Source organism: Geodermatophilus sp. CPCC 205761 (genome assembly GCF_051383655.1).
GTDB lineage: Bacteria > Actinomycetota > Actinomycetes > Mycobacteriales > Geodermatophilaceae > Geodermatophilus.
The window spans coordinates 38,418-57,237 of record NZ_JALPKQ010000026.1 but is presented as its reverse complement, the minus strand read 5'-3'; the positions used below and the strand labels follow the sequence as shown (position 1 = coordinate 57,237).

Here is an 18,820-nt window from a genome sequence, read left to right as displayed (position 1 = left end):
GTGGTGGGTGCGGTGGTGCGGCGACCTCCCTGCAGGTCCCGCCGCGAGCGTGCGAGCGGTGGGGGCAGGGAGGTCCGTCAACGGTCCCGGCGGTAGCGGGCGAGCTTGTCGGGGTCGATCGCGATGCCGATCCCCGGTCCCGGACGGACGGCGAGCTCGCCACCGGAGATCTCCAGCGGCTCGGTGAGCAGGTCGTCGCTCATGTCCAGGAAGTTCGAGAGCTCACCGGCCCGGCGGGCCGAGCTGCGGTGAGCGGCGCCGAAGACGACGGTGCAGGCGGTGCCCACCTGGCCGTCGATCTGGTTGCCCATGACCACCTCGGCCCCGAGGCCGTCGCACTGGTGCAGGATCCGCTGCGACGTGCTGAACCCCGTGCGGGCGGTCTTGATGCTGATCATGGTCGCCGCGCCGCCCAGCAGCTCACGGGTGACCTCGCCGGGGGTCGTGGCGCTCTCGTCGGCGACAGTGGGGACCGTCGTCCGCGCGGTCAGCCACCGGCGGCCGAGCACGTCGTCGGCCGGGCACAGCTCCTCCGACAGGGTCAGGCCGAGGTCGGCCATCGCGTCCAGGGCGCGGGCCGCCTCCGACGGCGTCCAGCCGCGGTTGCCGTCGACGTAGAGCTCGACGTCCGGGCCCAGGGCGGTGCGCAGGGCCCGGCAGGCGCCGACGTCCAGCGCGACCGGACGGCGGCCGACCTTCACCTTGAAGGTCGTGATGCCGTGGACGTCGCGGACCCGCTCGGCGTCGGCGACCATCTCGGCGTCGGGGGCGAACCCGACCATGTGCGCGACCCGCAGCCGGTCGGTCCAGCCGCCGAGCAGCTGGGTCACCGGCAGGCCCAGGGTGTGGCCCAGCGCGTCCCAGATCGCCATGTCGACCGCCGCCTTCGCGGTCGGGTTGCCGACGGTGCGGTCCAGCCGCCCGTGCACCACCTCGCGCTCCAGCAGGGTGAGCCCCACCAGCTGCGGGGCGAACACCTTGTCGACCACCGCGACGATCGACTCCTGCGTCTCGCCGTAGGTGTACGGGCGCGGCGGGGCCTCGGCGACACCGACGACGCCGTCGTCGGTGTGCACGCGGACCAGCACGTGGTCGGCGACGTGCACCTCGCCGCTGGCGAAGCGCAAGGGCTTGCGGTAGGGGATCGCGTACGGGATCGCCTCGATCGCGACGATCTTCACCGGCTACCTCCGGGGTGGACGACGGGGAGTTCGGGCAGGGGGACCGGGTCGGCGTCGGGCGCGATGAAGCCGTTGGCCGCGAGGGCCTCCAGCAACCGGGTCAGTGCGGGGGAGTGGTCGTCGGTGCGCCAGGCCAGCGCGACGTCGACGTGCACGTCGTCGGCGACCGGAACCAGCGCGACGCCCTCGACCGAGACGGCGCGGACCGACTCCGGGAGGAGCGCGACGCCCATGCCGGCGGCGACCAGCGTGAGCATGATCGAGGTCTCCGCGGCCGCGTGCGTCCGCCGCGGCAGGAAGCCGGCCGCGAGGCAGGCCCGGGCGGCGGTGGCGTCGACCACCGAGTCGGGGACGCCGTAGACGACGAAGTCCTCGTCCCGGAGCTCCGCCAGCCCGACCGGCTCGTCCCCGGCGAGCCGGTGGCTCCGGGGGACGGCGCAGACGAACCGCTCCCGCGTGACCAGCCGCGCCGAGAGCCCGGGGGAGCGCAGCGGCGGCCGGAGCACCGCCAGGTCGATGCGGTCCTCCTCCAGCGCGAGCTCCTGCGCGGGGGTGAGGAGGCCGGGCTCGAAGCGGAGCACCAGGCCCGGCACCTCGCGGGCGGCGATCCGGGCCAGCTGGGGCAGCTGGCGGAACGCGGCCAGGCCGGTCGCGCCGACGCGCAGCAGGCCGGTGCTGCCCTCGCCGACCAGCCGGACGCGCGCCTGCGCGGCGTCCACCGACTCGAGGATGCGCTCGGCGTCGCGCAGGAGGGCCTCGCCGGCGGGGGTGAGCTCCACCCGCCGCGTCGTCCGGGTGAACAGCGTGGCCCCCACCTGCGACTCGAGCTGGCGGATGGCCTGCGAGAGGGGGGACTGGGCCATGTGCAGCCGCTCGGCGGCCTGACCGAAGTGCCGGGTCTGCGCGACCGTGACGAAGTAGCGGAGCTGGCGGATCTCCACGTCCCCTCCTCTTCCGGGTCCGGTGTGGCTGTGACGCAGCCAACGTAGGGCCGCTGGGCATGTACCGGCAAAGACCGATTCCGGCTCGATTGAGACGTGCAGCGTCTCGAAGAACCCCAGGTCGGGACTGGGCACTTGTCCGGCGCGCCGGGTGACGGGCGCCACGAACAGTGGGGAGGACGCACCACCCCGCACCACCGACCCGACCGGAGGCACCGCCATGACCGCCGACGTCACCCGCGTCCACGAGATCCTCGCCGACGCCGTCGTCGACGACCCGGAGGCCGGGATCTACCGCGCCAACCGCCGGATCTTCACCGACGAGGAGATCTTCGAGCTGGAGATGACCCACATCTTCGAGGGCAACTGGGTCTACCTGGCCCACGAGAGCCAGCTCCCGGAGCCGGGCGACTACTTCACGACCTCCATCGGCCGCCAGCCCGTCGTCATCACCCGGGACAAGAGCGGCGAGCTGCACTGCCTGGTGAACGCCTGCGCGCACCGGGGGGCGATGCTCTGCCGCCGCAAGACCGACAACCGGATGACGCTGACCTGCCCCTTCCACGGCTGGACGTTCCGCAACGACGGCGCGCTGCTCAAGGTCAAGGACCCCGACGGCGCCGGGTACCCGGCGACCTTCGACACCGCCGGCTCGCACGACCTGACGAGGGTGGCCCGGTTCGACAGCTACCGCGGCTTCCTGTTCGGCAGCGTCAACCCCGACGTCGTCCCGCTCGCGGAGCACCTCGGCGACGCCACCACGGTCATCGACATGCTGGTCGACCAGTCACCGGAGGGGCTGGAGGTCCTGCGCGGCTCGTCGACCTACACCTACGACGGCAACTGGAAGGTCCAGGCGGAGAACGGCGCCGACGGCTACCACGTCAGCGCGACGCACTGGAACTACGCCGCCACCACCTCCCGCCGGAGCACCGGCGAGTCGGCCAACACCACGAGGGCCCTCGACGCCGGCGGCTGGGGGAAGTCCGGCGGCGGCTACTGGTCCTACCCGAACGGCCACCTGTGCCTGTGGACGTGGGCGGCCAACCCGGAGGACCGCCCGCTGTGGGACCGGCTGGACGCGCTCAAGGAGCAGTTCGGCGAGGCCAAGGGCGAGTTCATGGTCAATGGCTCCCGCAACCTGTGCCTCTACCCGAACGTCTACCTGATGGACCAGTTCAGCACCCAGATCCGGCACTTCCGGCCGATCTCGCCGGACAGGACCGAGGTCACCATCTACTGCATCGCCCCCAAGGGCGAGAGCGCCGAGGCCCGGGCCCACCGCATCCGCCAGTACGAGGACTTCTTCAACGCCTCCGGGATGGCCACCCCCGACGACCTGGAGGAGTTCCGCTCCTGCCAGCTCACCTTCCGGGCCACCGCGGCGCCGTGGAACGACATGAGCCGGGGTGCGGAGCACTGGCTCGACGGGCCCGACCCGGTCGCCGAGTCGCTCGGCATGCACGGCGTCGTCTCCTCGGGGCTGCGCAACGAGGACGAGGGGCTCTACCCGGTGCAGCACGGCTACTGGCTGCAGACCATGCGCGCCGCGCTCGAGCAGCAGGCCGGCGCGACCGCCACGACCCCGAGGGGCTGACCCCGATGACCTCCACGCAGACCGCCACCGGCGGCGCGCTCGTCACCCAGAACGCCATCGAGCAGTTCCTCTACCGCGAGGCGCGCTACCTCGACGACCGCGAGTTCGAGAAGTGGCTGGAGTGCTACGCCGACGACGTCGTCTTCTGGATGCCGTCGTGGGCGGACGACGACCGGCTCACCGAGGACCCGCAGCGGGACATCTCGCTCATCTACTACCCGAACAAGGGCGGTCTCGAGGACCGGGTGTTCCGCATCCGCACCGAGCGCTCCAGCGCGACGTCGCTGCCCGAGCCGCGGACCAGCCACAACATCAGCAACGTCGAGGTCATCGAGCGGCGGGGCGACCTGGTCGACGTGCGGTTCAACTGGCACACCATGTACTTCCGGTACAAGACGGTCGACCCCTACTACGGGACGTCGTTCTACACGATCGACTTCTCCGGGCCCGCGCCGCTCATCCGCCGCAAGACCGTGGTGCTGAAGAACGACTACATCCACCACGTCGTCGACGTCTACCACCTCTGAGCCGGGAGTGATCTCCGTGGACCACCGCGTGGCACTCGCGTTCGAGGACGGGGTCACCCGCTTCATCACCTGCCGGGAGGACCAGACCGTCGCCGACGCGTCCTACCGGGCGCGGATCAACATCCCGCTGGACTGCCGGGACGGCGCCTGCGGCACCTGCAAGAGCCTCTGCGAGTCCGGCGACTTCGACGGGGGCACCTACCTCGACGACGCGCTCTCGCCGGACGAGGCGGCCGAGGGCTACGTGCTGCCGTGCAGCATGAAGCCGCGGTCGGACCTGGTGCTGCAGATCCCGACCACGTCGGCGGTGGCCAAGACCAGCGCGGCCACCCACCGGGGCCGGGTCACCGGCCTCGACCGGCTCTCATCCACCACGGTCGGCCTCACCGTCGAGATCGCCGACCGGGCCGCGCTGGCGTTCTTGCCGGGGCAGTACGTCAACATCGCCGTCCCCGGCACGGAGGAGTCCCGCTCCTACTCCTTCAGCAGCGCGCCCGGGGACGAGGCGCTGACGTTCCTGGTGAAGCTCACCCCCGGCGGCGTCATGTCCACCTGGCTGGAGGAGCGCGCCGCGGTCGGGGACGAGATCACCTTCACCGGGCCGCACGGCAGCTTCTTCCTCCGCGACTCCGACGCCCCGCTGCTGCTCCTGGCCGGCGGCACCGGCCTGGCGCCGGTCCTCTCCATCCTGCGGACCCTGGCGGCCGCGGGCAGCACCCGTCGCGCGCACCTGGTCTACGGCGTCACCACCGACGACGACGTGGTCGAGCTCGACACCATCGGCCGCCTCGCCGACTCCCTCGACGGGCTCACCTGGGACCACTGCGTCGCCGACCCGGCGACGACGGCCCGCAACCAGGGCTACGTCACCGGGCTGTACGGGCCCGAGCACCTGCACGGCGGCGACGGCACGGTCTACCTCTGTGGCCCGCCGGCCATGGTGGAGGCGGTCCGCACGCACGTCTCCGGGCTGGGCGTGACCCCGTCGGGCTTCTACTACGAGAAGTTCGCGCTGGCCGCCGTCCTGGCGCCGGCCGCGGAGGAGGTCGCCGAGCCGGAGCCCGCCGTCGCGGAGCCCCTGCCGGTGCCGGTGGCGCGCACCGCGCCCGGCCTGCTCACGCTGGGCGGCCGCGAGGGCCGGGCCGCCGCCGGGCAGGTCCTGCTGCCCCCGGCCGAGCTGACCCCGGTCGGCGCCGGGGCTCCGCGCCGCAGCCCCGAGTCGGCCGCCGACCTGTGGCGCTGCGCGGGACAGGCGGTCGGCCAGCCGTCCGGCCCGGGCGACGTCCGCCCCGTGGCCGACGCCGACGACCTGCTGCCCGCCGACGCCGCCCGCGCCGTCGCCGGCCAGGAGCTGCTCCCGGAGGCGGCGCTGGCGCCGCTCACCCCGCCGCCGGCCGCCCCACCGGAGCCGGCGGGGACGCCCGAGGCCGCGCGGATCACCGCGGACGGGTACGAGATCGGCGAGGACCACCCGTCCGTGCACCAGAGCGACGCGGTCTTCGACGCCCGCCAGGCCCTCGAGCTCGGGGCGCTCGAGCTCACCATCGGGCGCCTGACCCACCAGCAGCTGGTCGGGTACCGGCTGCTGGCCGAGGCCACCGTGCCCTACGTCGAGGGCGACCGGTTCGTCGACGCCCCCGCGTACACCGAGACCAACGCCGCCTTCCACGACTACCTGTTCACCCTCACCGGCAACGAGCACCTGCTGCGGGCCTACCAGGCGCTCGGGGTCAGGGGGCACATGGAGGAGTCGCTGCGCACCGCCACCTGGGTCCACCCGCGGTGCGCGCAGGACCACCTCGACATCGTGACGGCGTTCCGGGACGGCGACCGCGAGCGCGCGCGGGTGCTCATCACCGAGCACGCGGCGCGGTCGAAGGAGACCACCCGCCGGGCCATGCGCGAACTCGCCGACGGGCGCCGTCCCCGGTTCGTCACGCCGGGCCGGTTCGCCGGCCAGGTCGTCGTGGTCACCGGTGCCGGGCAGGGCATCGGCGAGCGGACCGCGCGGCGGATCAGCGCCGAGGGCGGCACGCTCGTGCTCGCCGACCGTGCCGAGCTGGTGCGCGACCTGGCCGAGGAGCTGGGCTCGCCGGGTGCGGAGGCGGTGGCGGTCGTCGCCGACCTGCAGACCTGGGAGGGCGCGTCGGCCGTCGTCGACACCGCGCTCGCGCGGTTCGGCCGCATCGACGTCGCCGTCCACACCGTGGGCGGGACGATCTGGGCCAAGCCGTTCGAGCACTACCCGCCCGACCAGATCCGGGCCGAGATCGACCGGTCGTTGTGGCCGACGCTGTGGTGTTGCCGCGCCGTCGTGCCGCACATGGTCGAGCGGGGCCGCGGGACGATCGTGAACGTCTCCTCGGTCGCCACCCGCGGGCTCAACCGGGTGCCGTACGCCGCGGCCAAGGGCGGGGTCAACGCCATCACCAACGCGCTGGCCCTCGAGATGGGCCCGCACGGGGTGCGGGTCGTCGCCACCGCCCCCGGCGGGACCGACGCGCCCCCGCGCCGGACGCCGCGCGGCGCCGCGCCGCAGACCGAGCAGGAGCAGGAGTGGTACCGGACCATCGTCGACCAGACGGTGGACTCCTCGCTGATGAAGCGGTACGGGACCCTCGACGAGCAGGCGGCGGCCATCACCTTCCTCGCGTCGGAGGAGGCCTCCTACATCACCGGGACCGTCCTGCCGGTCGCCGGCGGCGACCTGGGCTGACCGGGCGTGCCGACCGCGGCGGAGGCCCTCCCCGCCGACCCGCCCTACGGTGGGGACGTGCGCCCGGGCGAGGACGACGTCCACGTCGTCGGTCCGGCCGCCGAGGCCGGGCAGCTCGACGCGCTGCTGGCCACGGCCCGGACCGGCACACCGGTCGTGGCCGTCGTCGAGGGCCCGGCCGGCATCGGCAAGACGACCCTGCTGCGCCGGTTCCGCGGTCGCCACCCCGGCCTGCGGGAGAGCACGGTGGCCGGGCTGCCGTGGGAGAGCCGCCGGCCGGGTGCGCTGGTCCGGCGGCTGCTCGACGACCTGCCCGGCGGCGCCCCGGTGCCGCAGGACGCGGCCGACCCGGCCGACCTCGGGACCGAGCTGGCGGCCCGGTGGGCGGCGGCGGCCGCCGACGAGCCGCTGCTGGTGGCCGTGGACGACGCGCACTGCGCGGACGCGGTCTCGCTGCAGGCGGTCGGGTCCGCAGTGGCCCGCACCCGCGACGCCGCCGTCCTGCTGCTGCTCGCCCGGACCGTGGGCTGGGCGGCTCCGGGCGACCACGCCGCCCTCGATGTGCTCGACCGGCTCGAGGCCGTGCGGGTGCGGGTGCCCCCGCTGGGGCCGGAGGAGACCCGGCTGCTGGCCGCGCGTGTGGTCGCCGTCGACCTGCCGCTGCCGGTCGCCCGGCGGCTCAGCGAGCACACCGCCGGGATCCCGCGGCACCTGCTGGAGGTCCTGCGCGGCACGCCTCCGGCGCGCTGGACCGACTGGCAGACCCGGCTGCCCGCGCCGAGCACCGTCCAGCGCCGGGTGCGGCAGGCGCTGGAGGGCTGCTCGCCCGCGGCCCGGGCCCTGGTGGAGGCCGCCGCCGTGCTCGGGCCGTCGCCCGTGCTGGCCGACGCCGCGGCGCTGGCCGGCCTCACCGACCCGATCGCGGCGCTCGACGAGGCGTGCAGTGCGGGGCTGCTCGCGCCCGCCGGCGGGCACGGCCTGGACGTCGTCGCCTTCCCGGAGCGCTTCGTCCGCGGCGCGGTGCACGGCGGCCTGCCGCCGATGCGGCGGCACGACCTGCACCTGCGCGCGGCCGGCATCGTCGACGACGAGACCGAGCAGCTCCGCCACCGCGTCGAGGCGGCTCCGCTCCCCGACGCCGGCCTGGCCGCCCAGCTGGTGGAGCTGGCCCGCCGCAAGGCCGACGAGGGGGCGTGGGCCGTGGTCGCCGGCGCGCTCATCGACGCCGGCCGGATCAGCCCCAGCCGGGCCGAGCGGGAGGACCGGCTGATCCAGGCCGTCGACGCCCTGGCCGGCGCAGGCCTGCTCGGGCAGGCCGTCGAGGCGCTGCCCGACCTGGAGGCGCTGCCCGCCGGCCCGCGCCGGGACGCCGTCCTGGCCTACGTCGCGCTGCAGCGCGGCCGCCGCGGGCAGGCGCTGGCCCACCTGGACACCGCGTGGCGGCACCGGGGCACCGACCGGGACGCCGCCGCCGTCGTCTGCCAGCGCCGGGTGCTGCACGCGCTGGCCGACTGGGACGGCGACGAGCTGGTCCGGTGGGCCGGCCGGGCGGTCGAGCACGCCGCGCCGGGCTCCCCGGTCGCGGTGGAGGCCCGCGCCGTCGTGGGGCTCGGCCACGCCGCCCGGGGCGAGGTCGACCGGGCGCTGACGGCCTACCGGCAGGCGGTCGCGGAGAGCCCGCCGGGGCCGCAGCTGCAGCGCGCGCGGATGGGGCTGGGCTGGCTGCTCCTGGCCCGGGACGACCCCGAGGGCGCGCGGCGCGAGCTCGAGTTCGCCGTCCCCTCCTCGCGGCAGACCGGGTCCAACCGGGTGTCGCTGTGGGCGCTGGTGTGGCTGGCCCGGACCCGGCTCGCGCTGGGCGACTGGCCGGGGGCGCTGGACGCCGTCGCCCAGGGGGAGGTGCTGCTCAACGCCACCGGGCTGGACCTGCTGCGGCCGCTGGTGCACTGGACCGGGGCCCAGGTGCACGCCCTGCGCGGCGAGCCGGACGCCGCCGACCGGCACCTCCGCCTCGGCGCGGCGGCCGAGCACGACTACGCGGTCATGACCGTGCCCACGCTGCTGGCGCGAGCCGCCGTCGCCGAGGCGGCGTCGGACTTCCCCGCCGTCGTCCGCCACCTCGCGCCGCTGGCCGCCCGCACCCCGCGCGGCGGGCTCGACGAGCCGGGCTTCTGGCCCTGGCACGGCCTGTACGCCGAGGCGCTCGTGCTGACCGACCGGCTGGCCGAGGCGGACGCGTTCCTCGCGCCGCTGGAGGCCACGGCCGACCGGCGCGGGCACCGCTCCGTGGGCGCCCGGCTGGGCGTGGTCCGGGGCCGGCTGATGGCCGCCCGCGGCGACGTCGGCGGGGCCGAGCGGGCGTTCGAGGCCGCCCGCACCCGGCTCGCCCCGCTGCCCCTGCCGTACGACAAGGCCCGGGTCGACCTCGTCCACGGGCTGACCCTGCGCCGGGCCGGACGCCGGCGGGACGCCGCGGAGCTGCTCACCGCGGCCCGGCAGCTCTTCGCCGCGCTCGACGCCCGGGTCGCCGTCGAGCGCTGCGACCGGGAGCTCAAGACCGGCCGGCCGGCGCTCCGCACGGCCGACGCCGGCCCCGACACCCTGACCGAGCAGGAGCGCACCGTCGCCGACCTGGTGGCGACGGGGATGACCAACAAGGAGGTGGCCGCGGCGATGATGCTGTCGGTCAAGACCGTCCAGTTCCACCTGACCCGCGTCTACGCCAAGGTCGGGGTCCGGTCCCGGTCGGAGCTGGCGGCGCGCGCCTCGCGCGGCCCCCTGGCGCCGTGAGCGCGCCGACCGCCGAGCCCCTTCTCGAGCGCCCCGACCGGCCGCTGCCCGGCCCGCGCCGGGTGCTGCGCGACGCCGGCCCGCTCTACGCGGCCAACGGCCTCATCGGGCTGGTCTTCGCGGCCACCGGCCCGGTCGCGGTGATCCTGGCGGTGGGCACCGAGGGCGGCCTGTCCGAGGAGCAGCTCGCCTCGTGGATCTTCGGGGCCTTCTTCCTCAACGGCGTCCTCACCGTCCTCGCCTGCTGGCTCTACCGGCAGCCGCTGGCCTTCTTCTGGACGATCCCGGGCACCGTCCTCGTCGGGCCGGCGCTGACCCACCTGGCGTGGCCGGAGGTGGTCGGTGCCTTCGTGGCCACCGGCCTGCTGGTGCTGGCGCTCGGGCTGACCGGCTGGGTGCGCCGGGCGATGGCGGTCGTCCCGATGCCGATCGTCATGGCCATGGTCGCCGGGGTCTTCCTGCGCTTCGGGGTGGACCTGGTGCACGCGCTGCGCGACGACGTCGCGATCGCCGCCCCCATGGTGATCACGTTCGTCGTGCTGAGCGCCCTGCCCGGGCTGGGGCGGCGGGTGCCCCCGCTGATCGGGGCGCTGGTCGTCGGCGCGGGAGCGGTGGCGCTGTCCGGGCGCTTCGCGCCCACGGCGGCGGGCGGGAACTGGTTCGCCTCGCCGGTGCTCACCGCGCCGCAGTGGTCACCGCAGGCCCTGGTGGAGCTCGTCGTCCCGCTGGCCATCACCGTGCTGGTGGTGCAGAACGGCCAGGGCGTGGCGGTGCTGCGCGCGGCGGGTCACGCCCCGCCGACCAACGCCGTCACGGTGGCCTGCGGCGCGTGGTCGCTGCTGGCCGCCACGGTCGGGACGGTGTCCACCTGCCTCACCGGGCCGACCAACGCGCTGCTCTCGGCGTCCGGCGAGCGCAGCCGGCAGTACACGGCCGGCATCGTCTGCGGACTGCTCGCGGTCGTCTTCGGCCTGTGCTCCCCGCTGTTCACCGGCGCCATGCTCGCCACGCCGCCGGCCTTCGTCGCCGCCCTCGCGGGGCTGGCCATGCTGCGCGTCCTGCAGGCCTCCTTCGTCGCCGCGTTCAGCACCCGGTTCACCCTGGGCGCTCTGGTCACCTTCGTGGTGACGGTCGCCGACGTGTCGGTCCTGTCCATCGGCGCGCCCTTCTGGGGCCTGCTGGCCGGGCTCGCCGTCTCCGCGGTGCTCGAGCGGGGGGACCTCGCGGTCAGCCGGTGAGGACGACGACCAGCGTGCGGGGCCCGTGCACGCCCTCGACGCGCTGCAGCTCGATGTCGCTGGTCGCCGAGGGGCCGCTGACCATGGTGAGCGGGGCGGTGGGGTCCAGCCGGGCCAGGCCCTCCGGGACGCCGCCGACGACCTGGCCGGTCTCGACGACGCAGACCAGGCAGTCGGGCAGCAGCGACAGCGCCCGGCGGCCGGAGCGCGGTGAGCCGTCGAGGACCAGGGTGCCGGTCTCCGCGACCGCGACGGCGACGCCGGTGACCGTGGCGGCGAAGGCGGCGAGCTCGACGGCGGGCCGGCCGTCGTCGGCCACCGCGCCCTCGGGTCGCCAGTCGGCGGGCAGCCCGGGCGCGACGACGACGTCGGCCGGCTCGTGCCCGCCGAGCGCCGTCCGCAGTGCGCCGGCGACGGTGGCCGCCACCTCGGACAGCGCGCACCGCACGACCGTGGCCCGGTAGTCCTCCAGCCGGTCGGTGAGGACGTCGAGCAGCGTCGCCGCCGGCCGGTCGTCGGTGGTGCGGTAGTCGCGGGTGACCTCGACCGCCGGCCGCTGCGGGCCGAGGGCGGTGCGGATGCGGGCGAGCACCTCGTCGCGCGCGCCGGTCATCGCCGGTGCTCCCGGGCCCAGGACTGCGTGAACGTCTCGCGGGGCGGGGTGGGCAGGTCGCGGGTGCGGGTCCACCCCGAGATCGGCGGCGGGAGGGCGGCCGGGAGGGTCGGTCTCCCACGGGCGAGGAACCGGCCGAGGCCGGCGGCGCGCTGGGCCAGCCGCCAGAGCCGGGGGTTCGACATCGCCTTCGCCAGCGCTCGGAAGGCCAGCGCCTCCGGCGTGGTGCGCTCCTGCGCCTCGACGTGCTCGGCGCGCAGGTGCACGAGGATCGAGGGGATGTCGATCGCGACCGGGCAGACGTCGTAGCAGGCGCCGCACAGGGTGGAGGCGTAGGGGAGCGAGGCGTTGTCCTCCACGCCGGTGAGCTGCGGGGAGAGGACGGCGCCGATCGGGCCGGGGTAGACCGACCCGTAGGCGTGGCCGCCGGTCCGCTCGTACACCGGGCAGACGTTGAGGCAGGCCGAGCAGCGGATGCAGTGCAGCGCCTCGCGGCCCACCTCGTCGGCGAGCACCGCCGTCCGCCCGTTGTCCAGCAGCACGAGGTGGAACTCCTGCGGGCCGTCGCCGGGGGTGACCCCCGCCCACAGCGAGGTGTAGGGGTTCATCCGCTCGCCGGTGGAGGAGCGCGGCAGCAGCTGCAGGAACACCTCGAGGTCGCGCCAGGTGGGGACGACCTTCTCGATGCCCATGACCGTGATCAGCGTCTGCGGCAGGGTCAGGCACATCCGGCCGTTGCCCTCGCTCTCGACGACGGCGAGCGTGCCGGTCTCGGCGACGGCGAAGTTGGCCCCGCTGACCGCCACCCGGGCGCGCAGGAACCGCTCCCGCAGGTGCGCGCGGGCGGCCATGGCCAGCCGGCGCGGGTCGTCGGTCAGCCCCGGGTCGACCCCGGGCATGGTGCGCAGGAAGATCTCGCGGATCTCGGCCCGGTTCTTGTGGATCGCCGGAACCAGGATGTGCGACGGCGTGTCCTCGCCCAGCTGGACGATCAGCTCGGCCAGGTCGGTCTCGTGGGCGGTGACGCCGGCCGCCTCGAGCGCCTCGTTGAGCCCGATCTCCTGGGTGGCCATCGACTTGACCTTGACGACCTCGTCGGCGCCGGTGGCCCGGACCAGCCGGGTGACGATCTCGTTGGCCTCGATGGCGTCGCGGGCCCAGTGCACGGTGCCGCCGCGGGCGGTGACCTGCTCCTCGAGGGCGATCAGGTGCTCGTCGAGGCGGGCCATGGTGGCGGCCTTGAGCGCCTTCCCGGCCTGGCGCAGCTGCTCCCAGTCGGGCACCTCGCCGACGACCGCGGCGCGCTTGCCGCGGATCGTCGTCGTCGCGTGGCCGAGGTTGGCCCGCAGCTGCCCGTCCCGCAGCGCGTCCCGGGCGGCGTCGGGGAACGACCGGTCGCCGCGCAGGTGCCCCACCCCTCGGGGCGCCGTCGGCAGGCCCGGCATCCCGAGGTGGACGGCGGTCACCGTCGTCCCCCCGCGCCGGTTTCCGCGGGGACCGAGGGCTTCGTGGTCTGGTGGGGGGTCACGGCGTCCGTCGGGGTGGTGGGGTGGGTGGACTGCTCCGTCGAGGCGAGGATCTCGGCCAGGTGCACCGTCCGGGTGCCCGACCGCAGCCGGGACAGCCCGCCGCCGATGTGCATGAGGCACGAGGCGTCGCCGGCCGTGCACACCTCGGCGTGCGTGGACAGCACGTTGGCCATCTTGTCGGTGAGCATCGCCGTCGAGGTGTCGGCGTTCTTGACCGCGAAGGTGCCGCCGAAGCCGCAGCAGGACTCCGCGCCCGGCAGCTCGACCAGGTCGAGCCCGCGGACCGCGCGCAGCAGCCGCAGCGGCCGGTCGCCGACCCGCAGCAGGCGCAGCGAGTGGCAGGTCGGGTGGTAGGTGACCCGGTGCGGGTAGTAGGCGCCGACGTCGGTGACGCCCAGGACGTCGACCAGGAACTGCGACAGCTCGTACGTCCGCGCGGCGAGGGCCTCGGCCTCGTCGGCCAGGGCGGGCTCCCCGGCGCGGCGGGCGACCATCGCCTGCTGGTGGTGGATCGACGCCACGCAAGACCCGGACGGCGCCACCACCGCCTCCGCCCCGGCGAAGGCGCGCACGTGGTTGGCCACGATCGGCACCGCCTCGCGCCGGTAGCCGGTGTTGACGTGCATCTGCCCGCAGCAGGCCTGCCCGGGCGGGACGACGACCTCGTGCCCCAGCCGCTCCAGCAGCACCGCGGTCGCGCGGGCGACCTGGGGCACGACCGTGTCGACCAGGCAGGTGGCGAAGAGTGCGACTCTCACGCTGTCCTCTCAGCTCGTGGCGCCGGGGCGGCGGGCCATGCTCGACTCGCGGACGACCAGCACCGGCTCGAACACCGGCTGCTCGTGGACGTGTCCCTCGCCCCGGGCCTCGTCGAGCAGCAGCTCCGCGGCCTTGCGGCCCAGTTCGTGGCGCGGCTTGCGGACCGAGGTCAGGGGGACGGCGGCCGCCGCGGCGAAGTCGATGTCGTCGTACCCCACGATGGCGAAGTCCTCGGGGACCCGCACCCCGTGCCGCACCATCTCCTGGAGCACCCCCAGGGCCATGAGGTCGTTGGCGCACACCGCGGCCGTGGGCCGCTTCGCCGCGGGGATGCCGATGATCCGCTCGGCGGCCTCGCGGCCGCTGGCGACGGTGAGGACCTCGGGGGAGAAGACGGTCAGGGCGTCGTCGGTGCCGCAGGTCTCGTGGACCGCGGCCTCGACGCCGGCGTGCCGCTCCTGCACCTGGGGGAGCCCGGAGGCACCCCCGATGAAGGCGATCCGCCGGTGTCCCCGCTCGAGCAGGTGCTCGGCGGCGAGCCGGCCGCCGAGGACGTCGTCACTCGCGACGGCGCACTGGTCGGGACCGGGGGCGCGGCGGTCGAGCAGCACGATCGGCACGCCGCGGCGGCGCAGGGTCTCCAGGTGCGGCGACAGCTCGGCGGTCGGGGTGATCAGCACGCCCTGGACCCGCTGCTCGGCCAGGACGTCGAGGTACGCGGTCTCCTTCTCCGGCCGGTCGTCGGAGTTGCAGAGGATGAGCGCGAACCCGGCGGCGTTGACGACGTCCTCCACCCCGCGGGCGACGTCGGTGAAGAACGGGTTGGCGATGTCGAGGACGACGAGGCCCACGGTCCGGCTGGAGCCGGCGCGCAGCTGGCGGGCCGACTCGTTGCGGACGAAGCCCAGCTCGGCGATCGCCGACAGCACCCGGTCGCGGGTCGTCGTGGCGACCACCTCGGGGCGGTTGAGCACGTTGCTGACCGTGCCGACCGAGACCCCGGCGCGCAGTGCGACGTCGCGGATGCTCGCGGTCACGGTTCCTCCTCGGGTCGGTGGCCTCGATCCTCGTCCACGCACTGAAACGTGTCAAACCGATCGTAACGCGAAATCCGGCGTCGCCACGCGGCACCTGATCGGCCGTTGACACTCCCCGGAGTGGGTCCTATGGTCTACGCCACAGCAGCTCATGAATCGTTTCAGGCGAAGGAGGCGGTCATCGTGGACCATGCCCCGGCACCAGCGCCCGCAGGTCCCGTGGTCCTCGCCCTCGAGGACGTCGGCAAGTCGTTCGGCGCGGTGGCCGCGCTCCGCGGTGCGCAGCTCGAGCTCCGGGCCGGCGAGGCACACGCTCTCGTGGGGGAGAACGGCGCCGGCAAGTCCACGCTGGTCAAGATCCTCGCCGGGGTGCACGGCCCGGACGCCGGCCGCGTCATGCTCGACGGCGCGCCGGTCACCCTGGACGGCCCGGCCGCGGCCCGCGCCGCCGGCATCGCGGTCATCTACCAGGAGCCCACGCTGTTCCCCGACCTCTCGGTCGCGGAGAACATCTTCATGGGCCGCCAGCCGCTCACCGGCGGGCGGCGGATCGACCGCCGAGAGCTCACCGCCCGCTGCCGGGCCCTGTTCGAGCGGCTGGGCGTGCGCCTGGACCCCGAGCGGCCGGCCCGCGGCCTGTCGATCGCCGACCAGCAGATGGTCGAGATCGCCAAGGCGATCTCGTTCGACGCCCGGGTGCTGGTCATGGACGAGCCGACGGCGGCGCTGTCCGGCGTCGAGGTGGAGCGGCTGTTCACCGTGGCCCGCTCGCTGCGCGACTCGGGGGCCGCCGTCCTCTTCATCTCGCACCGCTTCGACGAGGTCTTCGACCTCTGCGACCGGATCACCGTCATGCGGGACGGCCAGTGGGTGTCCACCGACGCCACCGCCGACCTCACGGTCGACCAGGTCGTCCGCCGCATGGTCGGCCGCGAGGTCTCCTCGCTCTTCCCGAAGCTGGACGTCGAGGCGGGCGAGGTCGTCCTCTCGGTCCGGGGCCTCAGCCGCCGGGGCGTCTTCAGCGACGTCTCCTTCGACGTGCGCGCCGGCGAGATCGTCGCGCTGGCCGGGCTGGTCGGCGCCGGCCGCAGCGAGGTCGTGCGCGCCGTCTTCGGCATCGACCGCTACGACGCCGGGTCGGTCGAGCTCGACGGGGAGGCGCTGCGCCCCGGCAACCCCGCGGCGGCGATGGCCGCCGGCATCGCGCTGGTCCCGGAGGACCGCCGCCAGCAGGGGCTGGTCATGGAGCTGTCCGTCGAGCGCAACGCCACCCTCACCCGCCGCTGGCAGCTGTCCCGGCTGGGCTGGCTCTCCGCCCGGCGCGAGCGCGACACGGCCGCCGAGTGGTCGACGAAGCTGCAGGTCAAGGCCGGCCGGCTCACCGACCCGGTCTCCACCCTCTCCGGCGGCAACCAGCAGAAGGTCGTCCTGGCCAAGTGGCTGTCGACCCAGCCGCGGGTGCTGATCGTCGACGAGCCCACCCGCGGCATCGACGTCGGCACCAAGGCCGAGGTCCACCGGCTGCTGTCCCAGCTCGCCGCCGACGGCCTGGCCGTCGTCATGGTGTCCAGCGAACTCCCGGAGGTCCTCGGCATGGCCGACCGCGTCCTCGTCATGCACGAGGGCCGCCTCGTCGACGACATCCCCCGTGCCCGTGCCGACGAGGACAGCGTCATGCTCGCGGCCACCGGCCAGTCCGGCCGGACGGCGGTCGCCCCGTGACCGCCCAGCAGACGGCACCGCCCCCGGAGGCCCCGGCCGCCGAGCGGAGCGGGCGCCGCGGTGCCGCGCTCGTGCACCGGCTGGTCGTCGTCCGCGAGCTGGGCATCCTCGCCGCGCTGGTGCTGCTGGTCGTCGTGACGGTGATCGCGAACCCGCGGTTCCTGTCCGGTCAGAACGTCCGGGACCTGCTGATCTCGGCGTCGATCCTCACCGTCCTCGCGGCGGGGCAGACCGTCGTCATCATCACCAGGAACGTCGACCTGTCGGTCGGCTCGACCCTGGGCCTCTCCGCGTACGCCACCGGCACCCTGCTGGCCACCGCTCCCGGGACGCCGGTCGTGATCGCCGTCCTCGTGGGGATCGCCGTCGGCGCGCTGTGCGGCGTGCTGAACGGGGTCATCGTCGCCGTGGCGAAGGTGCCGTCCCTGGTCGTCACGCTCGGCACGCTGTACGCCATCCGCGGCCTGACCTCGCTGTGGGCGAGCGAGAGCGACCGGCTGCAGATCAACGCCTCCGACCTGCCCTCGGGCTTCAAGGCGATCGCGGGCGCCCGGCTGCTGGGCATCCCGGTCCTCTTCCTCGTCGCCCTGGTCGTCGTCGTCCTGGTCGGCTTCCACCTGCGCAACTACCGCAGCGGCCGGGAGCTCTACGGCATCGGGTCCGACCCCGAGGCGGCCCGGCTGTCCGGGATCCCGGTCGGCCGGAGGGTCTTCGCCGCCTTCGTGGTCAGCGGCGCGCTGGCCGGGCTGGCCGGCGTCCTCTACGCCGCCCGGTTCCAGACGCTGGACGCCACCGCCGGCACCGGCCAGGAGCTGTTCGTCGTCGCGGCCGCCGTGGTCGGCGGCGTGGCCATCTTCGGCGGCAGCGGGTCGGTCTACGGCGCGGCCCTGGGCGCCCTGCTCCTCACCACCATCGGCGCCGCGCTGCCCCAGCTGGGCCTCAACCCGTTCTGGCGCGAGGCGGCCGTCGGCGCGCTGATCCTCGCCGCGATCGTGCTGGACCGGTCGCTGTCCCTGCGCCTCGCCCGCCGCCTCCGAGGGAGGAACCTCCGTGGCAGTTGACACCGCCCCCACCGCTCCGGCCGGCACACCGGCCCGCCGCACCGGTCCGGCCTCCCGGCTGCGCCTGCTGGGGACCGGCGACGGGGTCATCACCCTGGTGCTGGTGCTGTTCCTGCTCGTCGCGGCCTTCGCGGTCGAGGGGTTCGCCTCGGCGCGCAACACCGGCTTCCTGCTGCTCGACGTGGTCGTGATCGTCCTGATCGCGCTGCCGCTGACGCTGGTGATCGTCACCGGCGAGATCGACCTCTCGGTGGCGAGCACGGTGGGCCTGTCGAGCGCCGTCATGGGCCAGCTGTGGTTCTCCGGCCTCCCGCTGGAACTGATCATCCCGCTGTGCCTGGTGCTCGGCGCGGTGCTCGGCGCCGTCAACGGGTTCCTGGTGACGCGGCTGGGGCTGCCGTCGCTCGCGGTCACCATCGGCACCCTCGCCCTCTACCGCGGGCTGGCCTTCGTCGTGCTCGGTGACCGGGCGGTCGCGGACTTCCCACGGTCGTGGACCACCTGGGCGATCAGCGGGATCGGGGACACCGGCATCCCGGTGGTCGTCGTCCCCCTGCTGGTCCTCGTGCTGGTCACCGGTGTGGTGCTGCACGCCACCCCCGTCGGCCGCTCGCTCTACGCGATGGGCAACAGCGAGGACGCCGCCCGCTTCAGCGGCATCGACGTCGCCCGCACCAAGTTCTGGCTGTTCGTCGTCACCGGCGTGGTCAGCGCGCTGGCCGGCATCTACTGGACGCTGCGCTACGGCAGCGCCCGCGGCGACAACGCCCAGGGCCTGGAGCTGCAGGTCATCGCGGCGATCCTGCTCGGCGGCGTGTCCATCTTCGGCGGCCGCGGCGGGCTGCTCGGCGTCCTCGCCGGGGCCCTGCTGCTGGCCTCGGTCCGCAACGCCCTCCAGCTGGGCAACGTGCCGGCCGACGTCCTCAACATCGTGACCGGCGGCCTGCTGATCGTCGCCGTCGTCGCCCCGCAGGTGACCGCCTGGGTCCGGCGCCGGACCCGAGCGCGCCCGCGCACCCCCTGAGCGCACCACCCGCGCGTCCAGGGACGGACGCGCACCCGACGCCCCACCCCGGCCGTCTCGGCGCCGGCAGACCAGAGAGGGAACC

The 18,820-nt window shown here is 74.9% G+C and carries 14 protein-coding genes; 8 read left to right on the top strand and 6 right to left on the bottom strand.

The genetic code is table 11. The features are described from left to right. Window positions 1–77: 77 nt before the first annotated feature. Window positions 78–1,181, bottom strand: coding sequence for a mandelate racemase/muconate lactonizing enzyme family protein (locus MY526_RS16455; RefSeq protein ID WP_436694188.1), 1,104 nt, complete (start codon window positions 1,179–1,181; stop codon window positions 78–80). Continuing rightward, window positions 1,178–2,122 (bottom strand): LysR family transcriptional regulator, encoded by a 945-nt coding sequence (locus tag MY526_RS16450; RefSeq protein WP_436694189.1) that lies wholly within the window; start codon window positions 2,120–2,122, stop codon window positions 1,178–1,180. Before MY526_RS16450 ends, MY526_RS16455 begins: the two co-directional genes overlap by 4 nt. A 220-nt stretch (window positions 2,123–2,342) precedes the next feature. Here MY526_RS16450 and benA point away from each other — a divergent pair, with 220 nt between their 5' ends. The 5 genes from benA to MY526_RS16425 are packed head-to-tail and all read left to right on the top strand — an operon-like array spanning window position 2,343 to window position 10,990. Beyond that, window positions 2,343–3,719: a benzoate 1,2-dioxygenase large subunit gene (gene benA, locus MY526_RS16445; RefSeq protein WP_436704522.1), complete on the top strand. Its 1,377-nt coding sequence runs from the start codon at window positions 2,343–2,345 to the stop codon at window positions 3,717–3,719. A 5-nt stretch (window positions 3,720–3,724) separates the two neighbouring features. Next, window positions 3,725–4,246: a benzoate 1,2-dioxygenase small subunit gene (gene benB / locus MY526_RS16440; RefSeq protein WP_436694191.1), complete on the top strand. Its 522-nt coding sequence runs from the start codon at window positions 3,725–3,727 to the stop codon at window positions 4,244–4,246. A gap of 28 nt (window positions 4,247–4,274) precedes the next feature. After that, a complete protein-coding gene (gene benC / locus MY526_RS16435; RefSeq protein WP_436704520.1) occupies window positions 4,275–6,962 on the top strand; it encodes a benzoate 1,2-dioxygenase electron transfer component BenC in 2,688 nt (895 codons plus the stop codon). Window positions 6,963–6,968: 6 nt separating this feature from the next. Further along, window positions 6,969–9,752, top strand: coding sequence for a LuxR C-terminal-related transcriptional regulator (locus tag MY526_RS16430; protein WP_436704518.1), 2,784 nt, complete (start codon window positions 6,969–6,971; stop codon window positions 9,750–9,752). Next, the gene (locus MY526_RS16425; RefSeq protein ID WP_436694194.1) at window positions 9,749–10,990 is read left to right on the top strand and encodes a benzoate/H(+) symporter BenE family transporter; all 1,242 of its coding nucleotides are present in this window, start codon (window positions 9,749–9,751) and stop codon (window positions 10,988–10,990) included. Before MY526_RS16430 ends, MY526_RS16425 begins: the two co-directional genes overlap by 4 nt. Here the strand turns inward: MY526_RS16425 and MY526_RS16420 are convergent. Genes MY526_RS16420 through MY526_RS16405 form a run of 4 tightly spaced genes read right to left on the bottom strand, consistent with a single transcriptional unit; the run spans window position 10,980 to window position 14,928 of the window. After that, complete coding sequence (locus MY526_RS16420) at window positions 10,980–11,603, bottom strand: LutC/YkgG family protein (protein WP_436704516.1); 624 nt, start codon at window positions 11,601–11,603, stop codon at window positions 10,980–10,982. The genes MY526_RS16425 and MY526_RS16420 overlap by 11 nt on opposite strands. After that, complete coding sequence (locus MY526_RS16415) at window positions 11,600–13,069, bottom strand: LutB/LldF family L-lactate oxidation iron-sulfur protein (RefSeq protein WP_436704514.1); 1,470 nt, start codon at window positions 13,067–13,069, stop codon at window positions 11,600–11,602. The genes MY526_RS16420 and MY526_RS16415 overlap by 4 nt, the downstream gene beginning before the upstream one ends. Beyond that, window positions 13,066–13,890, bottom strand: coding sequence for a (Fe-S)-binding protein (locus MY526_RS16410; protein ID WP_436694197.1), 825 nt, complete (start codon window positions 13,888–13,890; stop codon window positions 13,066–13,068). The genes MY526_RS16415 and MY526_RS16410 overlap by 4 nt, the downstream gene beginning before the upstream one ends. A gap of 9 nt (window positions 13,891–13,899) precedes the next feature. Next, window positions 13,900–14,928 (bottom strand): LacI family DNA-binding transcriptional regulator, encoded by a 1,029-nt coding sequence (locus tag MY526_RS16405; RefSeq protein WP_436704512.1) that lies wholly within the window; start codon window positions 14,926–14,928, stop codon window positions 13,900–13,902. Window positions 14,929–15,111: 183 nt separating this feature from the next. On the opposite strand from MY526_RS16405, the gene MY526_RS16400 reads away from it, so the two are divergent. Genes MY526_RS16400 through MY526_RS16390 form a run of 3 tightly spaced genes read left to right on the top strand, consistent with a single transcriptional unit; the run spans window position 15,112 to window position 18,735 of the window. Beyond that, window positions 15,112–16,650, top strand: a complete 1,539-nt coding sequence (locus MY526_RS16400) for a sugar ABC transporter ATP-binding protein (RefSeq protein ID WP_436704510.1) — start codon at window positions 15,112–15,114, stop codon at window positions 16,648–16,650. Further along, window positions 16,647–17,711, top strand: coding sequence for an ABC transporter permease (locus tag MY526_RS16395; protein WP_436704509.1), 1,065 nt, complete (start codon window positions 16,647–16,649; stop codon window positions 17,709–17,711). Before MY526_RS16400 ends, MY526_RS16395 begins: the two co-directional genes overlap by 4 nt. Then, a complete protein-coding gene (locus MY526_RS16390; RefSeq protein WP_436704507.1) occupies window positions 17,701–18,735 on the top strand; it encodes an ABC transporter permease in 1,035 nt (344 codons plus the stop codon). Before MY526_RS16395 ends, MY526_RS16390 begins: the two co-directional genes overlap by 11 nt. Window positions 18,736–18,820 lie beyond the last annotated feature (85 nt).

Bases quoted from the DNA above. Each gene is read 5' to 3' on its own strand.
- benB (WP_436694191.1), top strand. From the start codon at position 3,725: ATGACCTCCACGCAGACCGCCACCGGCGGCGCGCTCGTCACCCAGAAC.
- MY526_RS16420 (WP_436704516.1), bottom strand. From the start codon at position 11,603: ATGACCGGCGCGCGCGACGAGGTGCTCGCCCGCATCCGCACCGCCCTC.
- benA (WP_436704522.1), top strand. From the start codon at position 2,343: ATGACCGCCGACGTCACCCGCGTCCACGAGATCCTCGCCGACGCCGTC.